This window comes from Serratia sp. P2ACOL2 (assembly GCF_003691565.1).
In the GTDB taxonomy this organism is placed as follows: domain Bacteria; phylum Pseudomonadota; class Gammaproteobacteria; order Enterobacterales; family Enterobacteriaceae; genus Serratia; species Serratia liquefaciens.
Genome location: NZ_CP033162.1, coordinates 2,371,814 through 2,389,580, shown reverse-complemented (window position 1 = coordinate 2,389,580; position 17,767 = coordinate 2,371,814). Strand labels below are relative to the sequence as shown.

Sequence of the window (17,767 nt, the reverse complement as noted above, 5' to 3'; positions counted from 1 at the left end):
GACTGATCGTTCCACAATCAATACTATACGGCCTCAACTCATTTAAAGCCCCCCAATCCGCCATGAGTGCTGAAAAACCTATCTATCCAGGTCGTCCGAGACAGTTCGAAGATGAGGATGTCATTGATGCCGCCGTGGCCGTTTTTAGCGTCAATGGCTATGCAGGCACCTCTGCGCAAGATTTATGCAACGGTACCGGGTTGGGGAGAGGAAGCCTATATAATGCCTTTGGTAGCAAGCAAGCTCTGTACGAGCAAGCGTTATTGCGCAGCCATGAACACACCATGTCGGCGCAATTAGCCATTCTCACCCAGCCTGGCCTGGTGAAGGAGCGACTACGTACCCTGCTGCTGTGGGGAATTGCCGAAGATCTCTCGCAACCCGAGCAACATGACGCCATGGTCTTGTTCTCGGCACTGGAGCGAGGCAGCAAAGACCAGGCGGTCGCCAGTCTGAATCAGGAATATCGGCAACGTTTAGAACAAACCCTGGTCGCGGTGTTTACCGAAGGCCAACAAACGGGAGAACTCGGTAGCAAAGCATCCGCGATGGAAATGGCCAGAGGCTTTTTAGCCGGTTATTACGGTTTGCGCGTGCTGAATAAAAACATTTCAGATAGAAACACCCTCGAAGACGTCGTCGCAGGTCTGTTAATCAACTTATAAAACAAAGAAAAAATCTCACGCAGAGTATTAAATATTTTTGTAACGATCATTCAAAATCCAGGAGAGCAGTAAAGCTATGCCGTTAGCAGTGTATATATTGGGGTTGGCCATTTTTTCAATTGGCACAGCAGAATTAATGGTGGCGGGCATGATGTCTACTTTGTCCGAAGCCTTTAGCATCACCGTCGGGGAAGTTGGCCATTTAATTTCTTATTATGCCTTTGGCGTAATGTTGGGTGGCCCGGTATTAACCTATTTTTTCTTAAAATTTAAAGCCCCCTACCGAACCACCTTATTGTGGCTATTAGCTCTGTATGTGGTGGTACAAGGTTTGAGTGCCTTTATTTCCGACTATTCTATTCTGGTTGCTATCCGAATTGTGACGGGCATTTTATGCGCTGGGTGTTTGAGCCTCTCGCTGGCAACCAGCATGGCGCTGGTTCCGATACAACACCGCCCGCGCGCCGCTTCAATAGTCATCGGCGGTTTCATGGTCTCTAACGTATTCGGCGTCCCTCTTGCGACTATCATCGATCAACACTGGGGCTGGCGCATCACCTTCGGTCTGGTCGCCGTGTTGGTCTTTATCTGTTTGCTTGCGCTGGTGCGCCTGTTACCCGCTATCGCCGCAGGCAGGACGCTCAAAATGGCAGAGGAAATCAAGGCGTTTAAAAACAAGGCCTATTGGAAAGCCTGCACCACCAGCTGCTTAATTCTGGGTGCCAGCTTCGCAGCCTTCAGCTATTTCGTTCCCGTTTTGGTCGACGTCAGCGGCTTTAGCATGCAGGCCGTGCCGTTTATTTTGATGCTTTACGGCCTGGCCAATATTGTCGGTAACATGATCACCGGGCGCTTGGCCTATCGCCACAGTCTGGCGATTATGGTAGTGGGGCTGTCTATTCTGAGCCTGTCGTTGTTCGGCATGGCGTTATTTGCCGAATACCCGTTAATCGCCATTTGCGCGGTAATACTGATTGGCCTATCCGGTGTGCCAATGAACCCTGCCATGATGGCGAGAATTGTTAGCGTGGCGCATCCAGGGCCTATGGTTAATGCGGTTCATACCTCAGTGATTAATATTGGTTTAGGTGGCGGTTCTTATTTGGGGGGAATGGCGATCGCCTCCGGTTATGGCTTGCGTTCGGCGTTGTGGATCGGGATGGCATTGGCAGTATTGGCGCTGTTGTCAATTTTACCCTATTTGCGTCGCGGTCAGCAGGGCTGGCGTTAATTTATAACGAGTGAAGTCAGGGGCGCCGCAGCGCCCCTATTGGTATCAGCGTTTGTCCAGCGCCTGAACAATACGGTAAGTGGCTGCAACCCGGTCATCGTTCGGGAACCATTTATTGGCCAGCATCACCACCGCAATTTTTTGCGAAGGGATAAATACCGCATAAGTGGAGAAGCCGCCGGTCGAACCGGTTTTGTTGTACCAGGCCGCGCCCTGATCCTGTTTCGGCGGCGTTATCGCCGTGGCCGGCGCCCCGTTCATGATCATTCCGGCATTGTTGCCTTCCGTCAGCGTCGCCAACTTCTCTGGATACGCATAGCTTTCCCACATCAGATCCTGAGTAAACACCCCGGTGCGGTAATAACCGGTATGGGTGGCCGCCAGCGCCTTGCGCCACGGATCCCCGACCTTGACCACCTGCATGTTGGCGTCGAGGTAGCGGATCAGATCCTGGGCGTTGGATTTGATGCCGTAGGCTTCGGCATCCAATGGCCCCGGCGTGACGCGCACCGGTTGGTCTTTTTTATTGTAACCCTGGGCGTAATTCGCCATTTCTTCGGCCGGCACCTTAATATAAGTGTGATTCATCCCCAGAGCCGGCAGCAGCTGTTTTTCCATCGCCTGGGTAAAGGGCTGGTTCAGGCTCTTGGCGGTAATTATCCCCAGCATACCGATGCCCAGGTTGGAATAAACGCGGTAGCTGCCCACCGCATGCGGCGGCTGCCATTGTTGGTAATAGGCCATCAACTGCGCGTCGTTGGTCACGTCGTCCGGGACAAACAGCGGCAGACCGGAGGTGTGGGTCGCCAAATTCAACAAGGTGACATGGTCAAAGGCGCTGCCGCGCAACGCCGGCAAATATCGACTGGCCGGATCGGCAAACGACATTTTGCCTTCACTGACCGCGTAGGTCGCCAAGGTCGCAGTGAAGGTTTTGCTCAATGAACCAATTTCAAACAGCGTCTGGTTGGTGATTGGTTTGCCGGTCTGCCTGGACGCCACGCCATAGTGATAAAACTGCTGTTTCCCCTCTACCGATACCGCAATTGCCATGCCTGGAACGGCATATTTCTGCATCAGCGGCTGAATAATGGCGTCAATGTCGGCTTTGTCGGCGGCATGGCCTGCCGGCAGGATCAGTGCGGCGAACAACGCGGCCGCCAAGCGATTTATTTTCGTCATAATGAAGCTCTTGAGTTTTAGGGTATCGGCCGAGGCTAAAAGATTTTGTTGTCATTCGACACAAAGACATCCCTGGTTGATGAAGGTATTCCTTTTCTGACTGCGTGATATCCGCACCAGCTGCGCAAAATATCGGGGTTTAGACATAGATTGACAAGCGATAATAATTTCAGCCAGCATAAAGAAAAACTTATGGCTTAGCTTATGCGCAATCGACTTCCTCTGAATGCTCTGCGGGCGTTTGAATCCTCCGCCCGCCACCTGAATTTTACCCGCGCCGGATTGGAACTGAGCGTTACCCAGGCCGCCGTCAGCCAACAGGTGCGAACGCTAGAACAACAGTTGGGTATTCAACTGTTCCGGCGGCTGCCACGTGGTCTGGATCTTACCGAAGAAGGACAGGCGTTGCTGCCAATATTGACCGACGCCTTCGACCGCATTGAATCGGTGCTACAGCAGTTCGAAGGCGGGCATTTCCATGAGGTGCTGACGGTGGCGGTGGTTGGTACCTTTGCCGTTGGGTGGCTAATGCCGCGTCTGGCGGCCTTCAGAGCATCGCATCCGTTTATCGATCTGCGTGTCTTGACCAACAATAACCTGGTTAACCTGTCCGCCGACGGAATGGATTTTGCTATCCGCTTCGGCGAAGGACGCTGGCCCGCTACCCACAACCTTAAATTGTTTGACGCCCCGCTGACGGTGCTGTGCCCGCCGGAAATCGCCCAACGCCTGCGCACGCCGCAGGATCTACAACACGAACTTCTGATGCGCAGCTATCGCAAAGACGAATGGGAGCGTTGGTTCACCGCGGCACAGGTCACGCCATGGCGGATAAACGGCCCGGTATTCGACTCTTCGCGGCTGATGGTGGAAGGTGCCATTCACAGCGGCGGCGTCGCCCTGGCACCGGCCCGCATGTTTGCTCGCGAATTACGCGAGGGGGTATTGCAGCGCCCCTTTGCCGCCGAAGCCAATCTTGGTGCTTACTGGCTCACCCACCTGAAATCACGCGATATGACACCCGCGATGAAGGTGTTTGTCGGGTGGATACAGCAACAGGCCAATGAAGAGTCGGCGTAAATTCAGGCAGAACCGCGTTTAATCAACATTGGTGGCAGGATAACGTTTTGCGGCGGCAACCCGGTATCAGCAATCCGCTGTAGCAAGCGTGAGGCCGCGCTGCGGCCCACTTCACGCGCAGAACTGGAAACCAGCGTCAAGGGCGGCTCGGTCAGTTCGGCTTCCGGAACGTCGCCAAAACCGATCAGGGCCACCTGCTGACCGTAATAGGTATCCACGCCTTCCGAGCCAATACTGCGCCCACTACGTACGATGCCAAAATAAGCCCCCAGCGCCACCGACGCCTTGTGGCACACCAGTGCGCTGATGTTCGGATACTGGCGCAGCAGATTTTCTGCCGCTTCCGCCGCCGCCCGTTGCTGACAGTCGCACTCGACAATCCATTCGGTGCGAAAAGGCAGGCCGTACTGTACCAACGTGGCGCAAAAGCCCCCCAGGCGCTCGGCGCGGGTCAACGAGCTGCTTTGCCCGCCGAGATAGGCGATTTGGCTGTGACCGCGTTTGATCAGAAATTCAGTGGCCAGTTTGGCGGCCTGCATATTGTCCGGCCGCACCACGTCTACCCCGTCCAAACCGTTGGAACGTGCCGCACAGACTAACGGAACCCCCTGCTCTGCGGCTTTTTCCTTCAGCCCCTCGGCCATACGCACGCCGCCCGCCAGCACCATGCCGTCAACGCCGTGCTCCAGCAGGGTATCAAAACAACGCATCAGCCCTTTGCCATCGCGACCGCTTTGGGTCAGGAACAGCACTTTGCCGTGTTCCTCCAGCACTTCGCTCAGCCCCGCAGTCATTTCCGCATAAAACGGCTCGCAAATATCACGCAGGATCAGCCCAATCACGCCCGACTCTCCGCCACGCAGCGTCGCCGCCTGACGGTTACGCACGTAGCCCAGGCTTTCAATCGCCTGATTCACCCGCGTTACGGTGGTCGATGAAATGCGCCCTTTGCCACTCAGCACCAGCGAAACCGTGGTGACGGAGACGCCGGCCTGCTGCGCAACATCAGTGATGGTGATCTTTTTGATGGTTATGACCTCGGCGAGCCCGATCCTGGGCATTCTGTCCCCTGGCCAGTCAAGGGTAGCAAGCCAGGGGGATGTCTCTTGGAGTAAATGGTATACCGAATCTGTTTGATCAGTAAAACGTTTTACTGGCTCATCCATTCTCACCGCAAAGCAGGCTTTGAAATTGTGATTAGCGGCGCATTTTTGCTAGGTAAAACGTTTTATCTTATTTTTACCTAACAGGGGTACACACCATTTTTGCACGTTTTTTCGCCAGGAGCCGCCGGTTATGCCAGCACCTAAAAAACAAAAAATTACGCTCTGGGAGTTTTTCCAGAGCCTGGGCAAAACATTCATGCTGCCCGTCGCCCTGCTGTCGTTCTGCGGCATCATGCTGGGGATCGGCAGTTCGCTAAGCAGCCGCGACGTCATCACCCTGATGCCGTTTATCGGCCACCCTGCCTTCCAGTTGTTGTTCACCTGGATGAGCAAGATTGGCTCATTCGCCTTCAGCTTCCTGCCGGTGATGTTTGCCATCGCCATTCCGCTGGGCATGGCGCGTGAAAACAAGGGTGTCGCCGCGTTCTCGGGCTTTGTCGGTTTTGCGGTGCTGAACCTGGCCACCAACTTCTATCTGACCACCGCCGGCATTTTGCCCACCACCGATCCGCTGGTGTTGAAAGCCAATAACATCCAGAACATCCTCGGCATTCAGTCGATCGATACCGGCATTCTGGGGGCGGTGATCGTCGGCATTATCGTTTACCTGCTGCATGAGCGTTTTAATACCATTCGACTGCCGGATGCGCTGGCGTTCTTTGGCGGCACCCGCTTCGTGCCGATCGTCACTACCCTGGTACTGGGCCTGTGTGGGCTGGTGATTCCTCTGATCTGGCCGTGGTTTGCCGCCGGCATCAACGGGCTGGGCTGGGTGATTAATGGTGCCGGTGCCTTTGGGCCGATGATTTTCGGTACCGGCGAACGCCTGCTGTTGCCGTTCGGCCTGCACCATATTCTGGTGGCGCTAATTCGCTTTACAGAGGCGGGCGGCACGCTGGACGTATGCGGCCATAGCGTCAGCGGCGCACTGACCATCTTCCAGGCGCAACTCTCCTGCCCGACCACCACCGGCTTTGCCGAAAGCGCCACCCGCTTCCTGTCACAGGGTAAAATGCCGGCATTCCTCGGCGGTCTGCCGGGAGCGGCGTTGGCAATGTATCACTGCGCCAAACCGGAAAACCGCCATAAGATTAAGGGCCTGCTGATCTCCGGCGTAGTGGCCTGCGTGGTCGGCGGGACTACCGAACCGATCGAGTTCCTGTTCCTGTTCGTCGCGCCTTTCCTGTACTTCATTCATGCCATCCTGACCGGGCTGGGCTTCACCGTGATGGCGCTGCTGGGTGTAACCATCGGCAACACCGACGGCAACATCATCGACTTCGTGGTGTTCGGCATCCTGCACGGCACCGCCACCAAGTGGTATCTGGTGCCGATCGTTGCCGCCATCTGGTTCGCGGCCTACTACGCTATTTTCCGTTTCTCCATTCAGCGCTTTAATATCAAAACGCCGGGCCGTGAAAGCGAGACTGCCGGCAGCCAAAGCGCCCCTGTCGGTGCGGTAGGCAAATCCGGTTATAACGTGCCGGCAATCCTGGCGGCGCTGGGCGGTAGCGAGAACATCGTCTCTTTGGATAACTGCATCACCCGTTTACGCTTGTCCGTTGATGATATGAGCAAAGTGGACGATGCCGCGCTGAAAGCCAACCGCGCGATTGGCGTGGTGCACCTTAACGAGCATAACCTGCAGGTGGTGATCGGCCCGCAGGTGCAATCGGTGAAAGATGAATTAGACTCACTGATAGCCGCCGCGCAACCTGCTGCGGCCCTGCAGGGAGCGTCTCATGTTTGATTTTTCTACCCCGGTCGATCGGCACGGTACCTGGTGCACGCAGTGGGATTACATTGCCGATCGCTTTGGCCATGACGATTTATTGCCTTTTACCATCTCCGATATGGATTTCGCCACCGCCCCCTGCATCCTCGAGGCGCTGCAACAGCGCCTGCAGCATGGCGTACTGGGTTACAGCCGCTGGCAGCATGAAGATTTTCTCGGTGCGGTACGCCACTGGTATCAACAGCGCTTTGCGACCGCCGTCGACACCAACATGGCCGTGTATGGCCCGTCGGTAATTTATATGGTGGCGCAACTGATTCGCCAGTGGTCGGCACCGGGTGAATACGTGGTCACCCATACCCCGGCCTATGACGCCTTTTATAAGGTGATCCTCGGTAATCAGCGCCAACTGTTGGCCTGCCCGCTGCATAAGCAGGGTAACGACTGGTTGTGCGATATGGCGCACCTGGAAGCCTTGCTGGCACGGCCACAGACCAAAATTCTGCTGCTTTGCAGCCCGCAGAACCCGACCGGCAAGGTATGGCGCGCAGAAGAATTACAGCAGATGGCTGAGCTGTGCGAACGCCACGACGTACGGGTGATCAGCGATGAGATCCACATGGATATGGTCTGGGGGGAAAACCGCCACACGCCGTGGAGTCAGGTCGCCACCACGCCCTGGGCACTGCTGACTTCAGGTTCGAAAACCTTCAATATCCCGGCGTTGACCGGCGCCTACGGTTTTATCAGTGACGATGCCAGTCGCGAGGCTTATTTCCAGCAGTTGAAAGCGCGCGACGGCTTATCTTCCCCGGCGGTGCTGGCGGTGGCGGCGCATATTGCCGCTTATCGCCACGGCGAACCCTGGTTGGATGCGCTGCGTGATTACCTGCAGGACAACCTGACGTACGTCGCCGAGCGGCTGAATCAGGCCTTTCCCGCCCTGGCCTGGCAGCCGCCGCAGTCTACCTATCTGGCCTGGATCGATCTGCGCCCACTGGGCATAGACGATCGCCAGCTACAGCAGGTTCTGATTGAGCGCGAGAAGGTAGCGATTATGCCCGGTTTCACCTACGGCGAAGAAGGCCGTGGCTTCCTGCGGCTGAACGTAGGTTGCCCGCGCAGCAAGCTCGAGGCGGGCATGGACAAGCTGATAAATGGGTTGAAGTTTGTGTTGGACGAGGTTTGAACTGAGGGGCTGGAAGGCAGGCGAAAGCCTGCCTGAAACCGTTGACGAAGTGCTCTGTTGTTTTACTGTAGGGGCGCTGCATGCTGCGCCCATTAGCATAATCAATGAGTTAAATCGGGTCGAACATGTTCGACCCCTACCGGCTTAGCCTTTCGCGGGTATGTCCGCAGTCTGAGGCAGGCGAAAGCCTGCCTTTTTTCATTCTTACGGTGTCAACTGCGGGATATCATCCAGACGATAATACACCGGTATTCCCCACTCATTAGCCAGGCGCACGTCGTTATCCGCGCCGGCCGACGCCCCTTCGATGCGATAAATAGCCTGGCACTGGGCTATCAGTCGGTGGGCCACCGGATAGAGAAACGCTTCACTCACCGCATCCCCCAACTGGGTCGAACCGGCCGCCGCTGCCAGGGGCAGCGCCAACCATTCGCCGATCACCGGCACATGCCCACGCTGATAGACCGCCAGCGCGGCCTGCTCCAACCGGTGCAAGTTGTCGGCAATGCGCTGTGTATCGCCATCGGTGCCGCTACGGTACGGGCCGGCAATCAGGATCAGTTGGGCGCTCATATACGTTTCTCCAGAGTGTGGTTTAGGGCAACAAACTGCAGCAGCATGATGGTTTTGGCATCGACAATGGTGCCCTGGCTGACAGCGCGCAGTGCGTCTGCCAACGGCAGTTCCAGCACTTCGAGATCTTCACCTTCCGCTTCCACCCCACCGCCATTGCTGACCCGCTCATCGGCCCGGTATTCGCCGACAAAAAAGTGCAGTTTCTCCGTCACCGAACCGGGGCTCATGTAAGCTTCAAACACCTTTTGCACGTTTTGCACGATATAGCCGGTTTCTTCTTCCGCTTCGGCCCGGATGCGTTCTTCCGGCGACGCATTGTCCAGCAACCCGGCGGCAGCCTCTATCAGCATGCCGTCGTGCCCATTGACGAACGCCGGGAAGCGGAACTGACGCGTCAGCACTACCTTTTGCCTTTGTCGGTTAAACAGCAAAATGGTGGCTCCATCGCCGCGGTCGTAGGTTTCGCGGCTTTGTCGCTGCCATACGCCATCGCGACGCAAAAAATCAAAGGTGGTTTTTTTCAGCAAATACCAGTCATCAGACAGTACCCGGGTTTCGACAATGCGAACCCGATCTTGGGTAGCGATCATGGTGCTCAACTCCACAAGCAGGAAAGGAAATTGATACTATCGTGCATTTTCGTGTATGATCAAGATATTTCGTGCAGTGCAAATTTAACGGGAAAACGCCATGCTCACCAGCCAACGTAAAAAAATCATTCTGGAAAAACTGGCTCAGGACGGACAGGTTCTGGCCAAACAGCTCAGCGAGATGTTCGGGTTGTCCGAAGATACCCTGCGGCGCGATCTGCGCGAATTGGACAGTGAAGGCCTATTGCAACGAGTGCACGGCGGTGCGCTGCCGGTTTCCCCGGCCATTGCCACCTTTGCCGAAAGAAACGGGCAGGAATCAGCCGCCAAACGTGCGATTGCCAAAGCCGCGGCGGCAATGATTACCCCTGGGCAAGTGGTAATTCTGGATGGCGGCACGACTTCTGCCGAATTGGTCAGGCAGCTCCCGCCCACGCTGGAAGCCACCGTCGTCACCCACAGCCCCAGCGTGGCCGTCGGTCTGGTAGACCACCCGAAGGTCGAAGTGATCCTGATCGGCGGGCGTTTATATAAACATTCGATCGTCAGCGTTGGCGCAGCCGCAGTGGAAGCCATGTCTCATATTCGCGCCGATATTTATTTTATGGGCGTGACTGGCGTGCACCCTACCGCCGGCCTGAGCACCGGCGATCTCGAAGAGGCTTACATCAAGCGGGCACTGGCCGCACGGGCGGCAGAAACCGTGGTATTGGCCTCGGCCGCCAAGCTCAATGCCGCCTCGCAATATGCCATTGGCGATATTTCCATGGCGCAGAGTATTATCGTCGAGCGCTCCACCGATGCTGCACTGACGGGCCCGCTGGAACAGGCCGGTTTGACCGTGGTTAGAGCCTGAATAACCTCAATCATTAAATAACTTAATAAATACGTGGTTATTTCTTTTATCCGCGTATTTATTAACGTCACACTCAGCGTATCGAATAAAAATGCGAGAGTTATCACACTTCATTAAACTTATTTCTTTGCTCCTCGTCATTGATGGCGGTAAAACCGGCCTTAACGCGACGTGAACGCAACTCGTTGATTATTAATAATCATCATCTAAAAACCTCGAAGCCGCCAAAAATAAAATGAGATCTCCTTCGCAAAATTAACCCTACCGGTAAGCCTGTCAAGGCCATCTATAAAAATATTTGTGATTGTTTTGTGATGTTGCTTGCAAATTTTACCGATGCCAAAAATGACAATGAGCTCCACGGAATTGGCTGGAGACAGGTATATGAAGATTGGCGTAGTAATAAGCGGCGGCGATGTCACCGGGATCAATAACTTTATTTTCCAGGTCGCCAGGTTGGCGCAGGCAGATATCATTCTGTTTAACGGTGGCATCCCCGGATTATTGGCTAATCAGCACCATCCTATTGCCCAACGCGATTTGGTTGATTTCTCCATTTCATCAATGCCGATAATCTCTTCCGGCCGCACGGCCAAGAAATTGACGGCTGGAGAATATGAAACCATCAGCAAACAGCTTAAGGCCTTGCACATAGACGTGCTTATTATGGCCGGTGGTGACGGGTCGCTGCAGTTTTTAAATACGCTCAGTGAATTCGGTATTAACTGTTTTGGCGTGGGGATGACTATCGACAATGACGTTTTCGGCAGTCATTACAGCATTGGCTTTTCCACCGCCTGCGAACAGGTGATAAAAGAAGTCTCAAAACTGAGAAACACCGGGCGCGCCCTGCCCGGACGCGTGTTCATGATTGAGCTGCTGGGCGGCTACTGCGGGGAGTTGACGCTGCAATCGGCCATCAAATCCAATGCGGATTTTGCCCTGATCCCGGAATGCCAATATGCCTTGAATCAGCTGGCAGAAAAAATAACTCAACGACTTGAGCAGCAAAATAGCGTGATTATTTTGTGCTCAGAGGGTTATACCAAAGAATACTCGCCCGGTTTTCAAGGCGCTATCGACACCATGATAAAACAATTGGAGCCAAAAATTGGCGTGCGTATTCGTAAAACGATTATGGGCTACGGTCTGCGCAATGGTGAACCGACCGGCGAAGAGATTTATCAGGGGACCATTATGGCCAGCGAAGTGGTTCGCTGTATTCATTCAGGAATGAAGAATAAGGCAATCATTATTAATGCCGGCAACCAACCTATTCCCATCGATTTAATCAGCATGCAGAAACGTTTGGTTGATACCGAAGGACACCATTACAAACTCGCCAGGCAATTAAATATAATCTGAGGAGATACCCATGCTTAAAATACTGTGCGTATGTGGCTGTGGCCTCGGCTCCAGCTTTGCCATCGAAATGAGCGCAAGAGCGGTGCTGAAGAAATTAGAGATTGAGGCAGATATTGATCACACTACTATCTCTGAGGCCAGCGCCTTTAAATCAGATATTATTCTTACCCAGAAAACCTTCGCCGATATTTTAAATGCCGACGCCAGCGAAGAGGAAAAGAAGCGGGTCATTATTCTGCATCGGCTTACCGATAAAGTGGAAATTGAGCAAAAGATCGTGGCCTTCCTGAAAGAACGTGACATGAAGGAAACCCGCCATGAATAGCCTGATTGACTTTATCGTCAAAGATCTGTTGGGCCAGGCTTCCATTCTGGTCGCTTTTATCGCCATGCTGGGGCTATTGCTACAGAAGAAATCGATCGGCAAAGTGGCCGAAGGCACCTTCAAAACCCTGCTGGGTTTCCTGATCATGATGGCGGGCATCAACATTATTGTCGGTGCCTTGACCTATCTGAACAGTATATTCACCCAAGGGTTCGGCATGACCGGTTATATCACCGACGTCGCCGCCATCGCCGGCTTGGCCAACCGCGAGTTGGGTTCAGAAGTGGCGCTGACCCTGATGGTAATTTTCGCGGTGAATATCATCATTGCGCGCATTACTCCGTTCAAATACATCTTCCTGACCGGCCAGGCATTGCTGTGGATGGCCACCATAGGGGCGGTGATCGGCTATAAGGCCGGGCTGACCGGCATGCCGCTGATTCTGACCGGCGGCATATTCGGCGGCGTGATGGCGGTCTTGATGCCTGCGCTGGCCCAGCCGGTGGTGCGCAAAATTACCGGTTCGGACGATGTGGCCCTGGGGCACTTCTGCACCATCGGCTATCTGGTACAGGCTGCCGTCGCCAAGGTGGTCGGTAAGGGCTCCCGCTCTACCGAAGACCTGGAGCTGCCCGATAACTTCAAGTTCCTGCAGGACACCTACCTGTCGATGGCGGTGGTGATGATCCCGATGTATCTGATCCCGGCTCTGGCTGCCGGTCCGCAGTATATCGCCCAGTATGCCGGCGGCATGAACTACCTGATGTATTCCTTTATGCAGGCCATCCAGTTTGTCGCCGGCGTATTTATCCTCTACAGCGGCGTACGCCTGCTACTCAATGAGCTGGTACCCGCCTTCCGCGGTATCGCCCTGCGCGTCGTGCCGGATGCCAAACCGGCGCTGGATTGTCCGGTGCTATTCCCTTACGCCCCCAACGCGGTGATCGTCGGCTTCCTCGCCACCACCCTTGGCTCAATCATCGGCATGATCGTTTTCCCAATGTTCGGTCTGGCGATGATCCTGCCCGGTCTGCTGACCAACTTCTTCGCCGGCGGCACCGCTGGCATCTTCGGTAATGCGCTCGGTGGCCGTCGCGGCGCCATGATTGGCGGGGTTGTTCACGGCCTGTTTATCACCTTCCTGCCGGCCATTCTGGTACCGATGCTGGAAAGTTACGGCTTTGTCGGGGTGACCTTCAGCGACTCCGACGTCATCAGCAGTGGGCTGGTGATGGGACATGCTTTCCAGGGCAACTGGCTGTTCATCGCCCTGTTCATCGCCTTCGTCACGCTGATTGCGTGGTTTGTTAACGGTAAATCAACCAAGCACCATGAGGAAAAAGTCCATGAAACTCTATAATTTCAACGAGCTGTTGTCAGTGGCTAAAGCCCGAGATTTCAAGGCGATAGGTTCATTCAATCTCCACTGTCTGGAAATGTTACCGGCCTTTTTCAAAGCGGCCAAAAGTATGCACAGCCCGTTGATGATCCAGATTTCGACCGGTACTGCCGAATATTTGGGTTACAGGCTGCTGGTTGATTCGGTACGTTCTCTGGCCCAAAGCGAGGATGTTCCCACCTGCCTGCATTTGGATCACTGCTCTGACATTGCCTCCATCGAGACGGCGATTGACGCAGGCTTCAGTTCGGTAATGTATGACGGTTCGCACCTGGAAATGGATGAGAACATCGCCAATACCCGTCGAGTGATCGACATTGCTCGCCAACATAACGTGTCGGTAGAAGCCGAATTGGGTGCCATCGGCGGCTCCGAAGACGGTAAGGCGGTGGCAGAAGAGGATATCTGCTTTACCACGGTGGAAGATGCCAAACGCTTTGTCGATGAAACCGGGGTCGATATGCTGGCGGTCTCGGTAGGCACCGTCCACGGGCTCTATACCGGCAAGGCGCATATCCAGCACCAGCGTCTGGCGGAAATCACCGCCGCCACAGGTACCCCGCTGGTGCTGCATGGCGGTACCGGCGTCAGCGATGAGGATATGCGGCTCGCGGTAGCCGGTGGCATCGAGAAAGTTAACGTGGGCACCGAGATGAACGTGCAATGGGTAGACCGATGCAAACAAACCTTTGAAAAGGGCAAGGTCAATGACAGCGTGCGCAAATTCCTGATCCCCGCCAACAATGCCGTTACCCAGGTATTAACGGAAAAGATCGGCCTGTTTAAATAATCACTGCCCTATTTTCTTTTTTATAAAACCCACAACCCTGGTGCCCCGGCGCCCGTCGGGGCTGGAAAGTTCACGCTTAATTTGTGGAGAAGGTCATGTTTAATTTTATGAAAAGCCCGCGAAACAAAGAACTTGATCACGGCCAGCAGAATACCCAAGCCAATGAAATATCGGCCGAAATTAATGTATTAGAACAGCAGTTGGCCACAACGCCGGCGGATGGCGAAATTCATAAGGCTTTAATGCTGGCTTATAATCGCGCATTAAAGATTTATGCCAAAAATAAAAGCTATCGCCAGCAGATCGATGGGATTTTTATTAAAATGGATGAGCTGCGCAATATTATCAGGAAGTCTCTTTGAGGGAATATGATGACGATTAAACAACTGCTGATAGAAGCCGGTGCGATACAGGTCGGCGTGCAGGAAACCGACTGGAAGAAGGTAATTGAGCTGGCAGCCCGGCCCCTGGTCGAAAACGGTTATATTCACGCATCCTATTATCAGGCGGTGATCAGCAATACGCTGGCCCATGGGGCTTATTACGTGTTCGACGAAGGCATTGCCATTCCCCATGCGCGCCCGGAATGCGGCGTGATCAAAAACTGTTTCAGCATGGTGCTGCTGGAGCAGCCGATCGCCTTCGAAGACAGTGAAGAGGCCGACATCGTGATCCTGTTCGGGGCGACCGACAGTAACAGCCACATTGAGGAAGGCATCCGCGCGATTGTGGATTTGCTGGATAACAAGCCGCGGCTCGAGCGGTTACGCGCCGCAAAACTCTGGCAAGAGGTGGTGGAAATATTATGACTTCGACAGATAGCGACGGTAAAACCGTTATTTTGGTCAATGGCGTTCCGGCTTCCGGTAAAAGCACCGTTGCCCGCGCGCTGGCGCACCATTTTGATCTGCCTTATCTCTCCCTCGACGGTATCAAAGAACCTTTTATGGCACGCCTGGATAACATAGACCGCGAACTGAACCGTCAGTTGGGTTATGCCGCGTACCAGGCTATCTGGTCAATGGTGGCGCAGGCGCCCCTGCGCTGCATCTATGTCATCGACGCCTGGTTTGGCTTTCAGTCCAGAGAACAGCTACGCCAGTACCTGCGCGAGGCGGGCGTGACGCAAGTTTTGGAGGTGTGGAACCAAATATCCGGTGAACTGGCCGCAGAACGCTACGCCGCCCGTACCGGCCAGCGTCCCAAAGGCCACCCCGGTGCGGAGTACTTACCCGAACTGCGGGCGCTGGCCGATCGCGCCATGCCGATGGCCCTGGGCCCGGTGCTGCGTATCGAGCAGGCACAACCGCTGGACATCGACAGGGTTAACCACTGGCTGGTGCAGCACGGCGTCGGCGATATCCAGGAAAAAAACATCGCAAAACTGAGGGTCGGATAAGCTCTGTTACCGACATCAATGCGGGAGTGGCGCGCTCCCGCTTTGGCGCATAAATGCAGCAACCAGCAACATTAATGTGATTGTCGTCACTTTTTTATGCAACACAATGGCAATTTTCATCATTTTGTTTTTATACTGATCTGCACTTTACCTACAACAAAATAACGAGTGCACATCATGATTGACCCACGCCTCCCCTTGACCGACATCCACCGCCATCTTGACGGCAATATCCGTGCGCAAACCATTCTTGACCTGGGCCGTCAGTTTAACCTTGCCCTGCCCGCCAACGAACTGGAGGCGCTGCGTCCGCACGTGCAAATCACTCACGCCGAACCGGATCTGGTCAGCTTTCTGCAGAAGCTGGACTGGGGCGTAGCGGTGCTGGGCGATCTGGACGCCTGCCGCCGGGTCGCCTACGAAAACGTCGAGGATGCGGCCAATGCCGGTCTGCACTATGCCGAACTGCGCTTCTCGCCGTATTACATGGCGATGAAACATCAGTTGCCGGTGGCTGGGGTGGTGGAAGCCGTGATTGACGGCGTTCGTTCCGGTTCGCGCGATTTGGGTATCGATGTACGCCTGATCGGTATCATGAGCCGTACCTTCGGCGAAGCGGCCTGTTTACAAGAGTTGGAAGGCCTGCTGGCGCACCGCGACGGTATTACCGCACTGGATCTGGCCGGCGACGAACTCGGCTTCCCTGGCAGCCTGTTCCTCAGCCACTTCAACCGCGCCCGCGACGCCGGCCTGCGCATCACCGTACACGCAGGTGAAGCCGCGGGTCCGGAAAGCATCTGGCAGGCGATCCGCGAACTGGGTGCCGAACGTATTGGCCATGGCGTGAAAGCGATTGAGGATCCGGCACTGATGGACTTCCTGGCCGAACATGGCATCGGTATCGAATCTTGTCTGACGTCCAACATTCAGACCAGCACCGTGCCTTCTCTGGCGCAGCATCCGCTGGCGAAGTTCCTGCGCCATGGCGTTATGGCGTCGATCAATACCGATGACCCGGCCGTACAGGGCATTGAAATTGAACACGAATACCGCGTGGCGGCACCGCAAGCCGGCCTGACGCCAGCTGAAATCCGCACCGCCCAGGAAAACGGCCTGAAAATGGCGTTCCTCAACGAACAGGAAAAACAGGCGCTGCGCGATAAAGTGCAGGGCTAAGTGAAAATGGGCGCGCCAAGCGCCCTTTTTATTTATTTCATTTCGCGGTCAACGCGCCTGCTTCTGCGCGCTGCTTGGCCGTTTTACGCGCGTAACGCTGCGCCAGTACGGCACACACCATTAACTGCACCTGATGGAAAATCATCAACGGCAGCACCATGGCACCCACCGCCGCCGCCGGGAACAGCACGTTGGCCATCGGGATGCCGTTCGCCAGGCTCTTTTTCGAACCACAGAACACGATGGTGATTTCGTCGGCAGTATTGAACCCCAGCCAGCGCGCGGCATAGGTGTTGATAATCAGCACCACCGTCAGCAACACCAGCGACATCACTAAAATGGTCAACAGCGACCAGCCGTCAATCTTGTGCCAAATCCCTTCCACCACCGCAGCGCTAAAAGCGGTATACACCACCAGCAGAATCGATGAACGGTCAGTGAGATTGATCAGCTTGCGATGACGATCGACCCATTTGCCGATTAACGGCCGAGCCAAATGCCCAACCACAAAGGGCACCATCAGTTTCAAAATGATCGAACCTATGGCGTGCAACACATCGGTATTACCGCCCTGAGTATGCATCAGCGCCCCGACCAGCAGCGGCGAGAGGAAAACACCGAGAATGCTGGATGCCGAAGCACTGCACACCGCGGCCGCCACGTTACCGCCCGCCGCCGAAGTAAAGGCAATCGCCGACTGAACGGTGGCCGGCAGTGCGCACAGATACAGGAAGCCCAGATAAACCGTCGGTGTCATCAAACCCGGCACCATCAGGTTCATCGCCAGCCCCAGCAGCGGGAACAGCGCAAAGGTGCTGAGAAACACCACCAAATGCAGCTTCCAGTGCCCCATGCCGGCGATAATCGCCTCACGAGACAGCTTGGCACCGTGCATAAAGAACAACAGCGCGATAGCCGCGGTGGTCAGATGCTCAAAAAAGGTTGCCCATCTGCCTTCGCAGGGGAAAACCGAAGCGACAATCACCACCAGAATCAATACCAGCAAAAATTTATCAATGCGCAGACGCTGCAACCAGGACATG

At 54.9% G+C, this 17,767-nt stretch carries 19 protein-coding genes; 14 read left to right on the top strand and 5 right to left on the bottom strand.

The window, feature by feature from the left end; translation table 11 throughout:
• Window positions 1–62 precede the first annotated feature (62 nt).
• Window positions 63–665: a TetR/AcrR family transcriptional regulator gene (locus EBA31_RS11820; protein ID WP_122079193.1), complete on the top strand. Its 603-nt coding sequence runs from the start codon at window positions 63–65 to the stop codon at window positions 663–665.
• 76 nt (window positions 666–741) lie between these two features.
• Window positions 742–1,896 (top strand): MFS transporter, encoded by a 1,155-nt coding sequence (locus EBA31_RS11815; protein ID WP_122079189.1) that lies wholly within the window; start codon window positions 742–744, stop codon window positions 1,894–1,896.
• A gap of 45 nt (window positions 1,897–1,941) precedes the next feature.
• On the opposite strand, the gene ampC is transcribed toward EBA31_RS11815, so the two are convergent.
• Entirely contained in the window at window positions 1,942–3,078 is a 1,137-nt protein-coding gene (gene ampC / locus EBA31_RS11810) for a cephalosporin-hydrolyzing class C beta-lactamase (RefSeq protein WP_048760931.1), read from the bottom strand.
• Between the two features lie 204 nt (window positions 3,079–3,282).
• On the opposite strand from ampC, the gene EBA31_RS11805 reads away from it, so the two are divergent.
• Window positions 3,283–4,158: a LysR family transcriptional regulator gene (locus EBA31_RS11805; RefSeq protein WP_020826740.1), complete on the top strand. Its 876-nt coding sequence runs from the start codon at window positions 3,283–3,285 to the stop codon at window positions 4,156–4,158.
• 2 nt (window positions 4,159–4,160) lie between these two features.
• Here the strand turns inward: EBA31_RS11805 and EBA31_RS11800 are convergent, their stop codons facing one another.
• Window positions 4,161–5,192 (bottom strand): Mal regulon transcriptional regulator MalI, encoded by a 1,032-nt coding sequence (locus EBA31_RS11800; RefSeq protein ID WP_046373658.1) that lies wholly within the window; start codon window positions 5,190–5,192, stop codon window positions 4,161–4,163.
• A 262-nt stretch (window positions 5,193–5,454) separates the two neighbouring features.
• Between EBA31_RS11800 and malX the strand changes: the two genes are divergently transcribed.
• Window positions 5,455–7,074 carry a maltose/glucose-specific PTS transporter subunit IIBC gene (malX, locus tag EBA31_RS11795; RefSeq protein ID WP_048760927.1) on the top strand — a complete coding sequence of 540 codons (1,620 nt, stop codon included), beginning with the start codon at window positions 5,455–5,457 and terminating at the stop codon, window positions 7,072–7,074.
• Window positions 7,067–8,248, top strand: coding sequence for a MalY/PatB family protein (locus EBA31_RS11790; protein ID WP_116690557.1), 1,182 nt, complete (start codon window positions 7,067–7,069; stop codon window positions 8,246–8,248). Before malX ends, EBA31_RS11790 begins: the two co-directional genes overlap by 8 nt.
• Window positions 8,249–8,452: 204 nt before the next feature.
• On the opposite strand, the gene EBA31_RS11785 is transcribed toward EBA31_RS11790, so the two are convergent.
• Both EBA31_RS11785 and EBA31_RS11780 read right to left on the bottom strand, forming a co-directional pair.
• Window positions 8,453–8,821, bottom strand: coding sequence for an NUDIX hydrolase (locus tag EBA31_RS11785; protein ID WP_122079186.1), 369 nt, complete (start codon window positions 8,819–8,821; stop codon window positions 8,453–8,455).
• The gene (locus EBA31_RS11780) at window positions 8,818–9,414 is read right to left on the bottom strand and encodes an NUDIX domain-containing protein (RefSeq protein ID WP_122079183.1); all 597 of its coding nucleotides are present in this window, start codon (window positions 9,412–9,414) and stop codon (window positions 8,818–8,820) included. Before EBA31_RS11780 ends, EBA31_RS11785 begins: the two co-directional genes overlap by 4 nt.
• A 100-nt stretch (window positions 9,415–9,514) precedes the next feature.
• On the opposite strand from EBA31_RS11780, the gene EBA31_RS11775 reads away from it, so the two are divergent.
• From EBA31_RS11775 to add, 9 genes are all read left to right on the top strand, one after another.
• Window positions 9,515–10,270, top strand: coding sequence for a DeoR/GlpR family DNA-binding transcription regulator (locus EBA31_RS11775; RefSeq protein WP_044550769.1), 756 nt, complete (start codon window positions 9,515–9,517; stop codon window positions 10,268–10,270).
• Window positions 10,271–10,654: 384 nt separating this feature from the next.
• Entirely contained in the window at window positions 10,655–11,635 is a 981-nt protein-coding gene (locus tag EBA31_RS11770) for a 6-phosphofructokinase (protein WP_116690560.1), read from the top strand.
• A 10-nt stretch (window positions 11,636–11,645) separates the two neighbouring features.
• The gene (locus EBA31_RS11765; RefSeq protein WP_020826731.1) at window positions 11,646–11,960 is read left to right on the top strand and encodes a PTS sugar transporter subunit IIB; all 315 of its coding nucleotides are present in this window, start codon (window positions 11,646–11,648) and stop codon (window positions 11,958–11,960) included.
• Window positions 11,953–13,320, top strand: coding sequence for a PTS sugar transporter subunit IIC (locus EBA31_RS11760; protein ID WP_020826730.1), 1,368 nt, complete (start codon window positions 11,953–11,955; stop codon window positions 13,318–13,320). The genes EBA31_RS11765 and EBA31_RS11760 overlap by 8 nt, the downstream gene beginning before the upstream one ends.
• A complete protein-coding gene (locus EBA31_RS11755) occupies window positions 13,307–14,149 on the top strand; it encodes a class II fructose-bisphosphate aldolase (protein ID WP_048760913.1) in 843 nt (280 codons plus the stop codon). Before EBA31_RS11760 ends, EBA31_RS11755 begins: the two co-directional genes overlap by 14 nt.
• Before the next feature lie 95 nt (window positions 14,150–14,244).
• On the top strand, window positions 14,245–14,511 hold the full coding sequence (locus EBA31_RS11750) for a hypothetical protein (RefSeq protein WP_122079180.1): 267 nt from the start codon (window positions 14,245–14,247) through the stop codon (window positions 14,509–14,511).
• Window positions 14,512–14,520: 9 nt separating this feature from the next.
• Window positions 14,521–14,958 carry a PTS sugar transporter subunit IIA gene (locus EBA31_RS11745; RefSeq protein WP_041415363.1) on the top strand — a complete coding sequence of 146 codons (438 nt, stop codon included), beginning with the start codon at window positions 14,521–14,523 and terminating at the stop codon, window positions 14,956–14,958.
• Window positions 14,955–15,548, top strand: coding sequence for an AAA family ATPase (locus EBA31_RS11740; protein WP_122079178.1), 594 nt, complete (start codon window positions 14,955–14,957; stop codon window positions 15,546–15,548). Before EBA31_RS11745 ends, EBA31_RS11740 begins: the two co-directional genes overlap by 4 nt.
• Window positions 15,549–15,725: 177 nt before the next feature.
• Window positions 15,726–16,724, top strand: a complete 999-nt coding sequence (gene add / locus EBA31_RS11735) for an adenosine deaminase (RefSeq protein ID WP_046373667.1) — start codon at window positions 15,726–15,728, stop codon at window positions 16,722–16,724.
• 37 nt (window positions 16,725–16,761) lie between these two features.
• Here the strand turns inward: add and EBA31_RS11730 are convergent, their stop codons facing one another.
• Complete coding sequence (locus EBA31_RS11730) at window positions 16,762–17,766, bottom strand: bile acid:sodium symporter family protein (protein WP_115058920.1); 1,005 nt, start codon at window positions 17,764–17,766, stop codon at window positions 16,762–16,764.
• Window position 17,767: the final 1 nt, after the last annotated feature.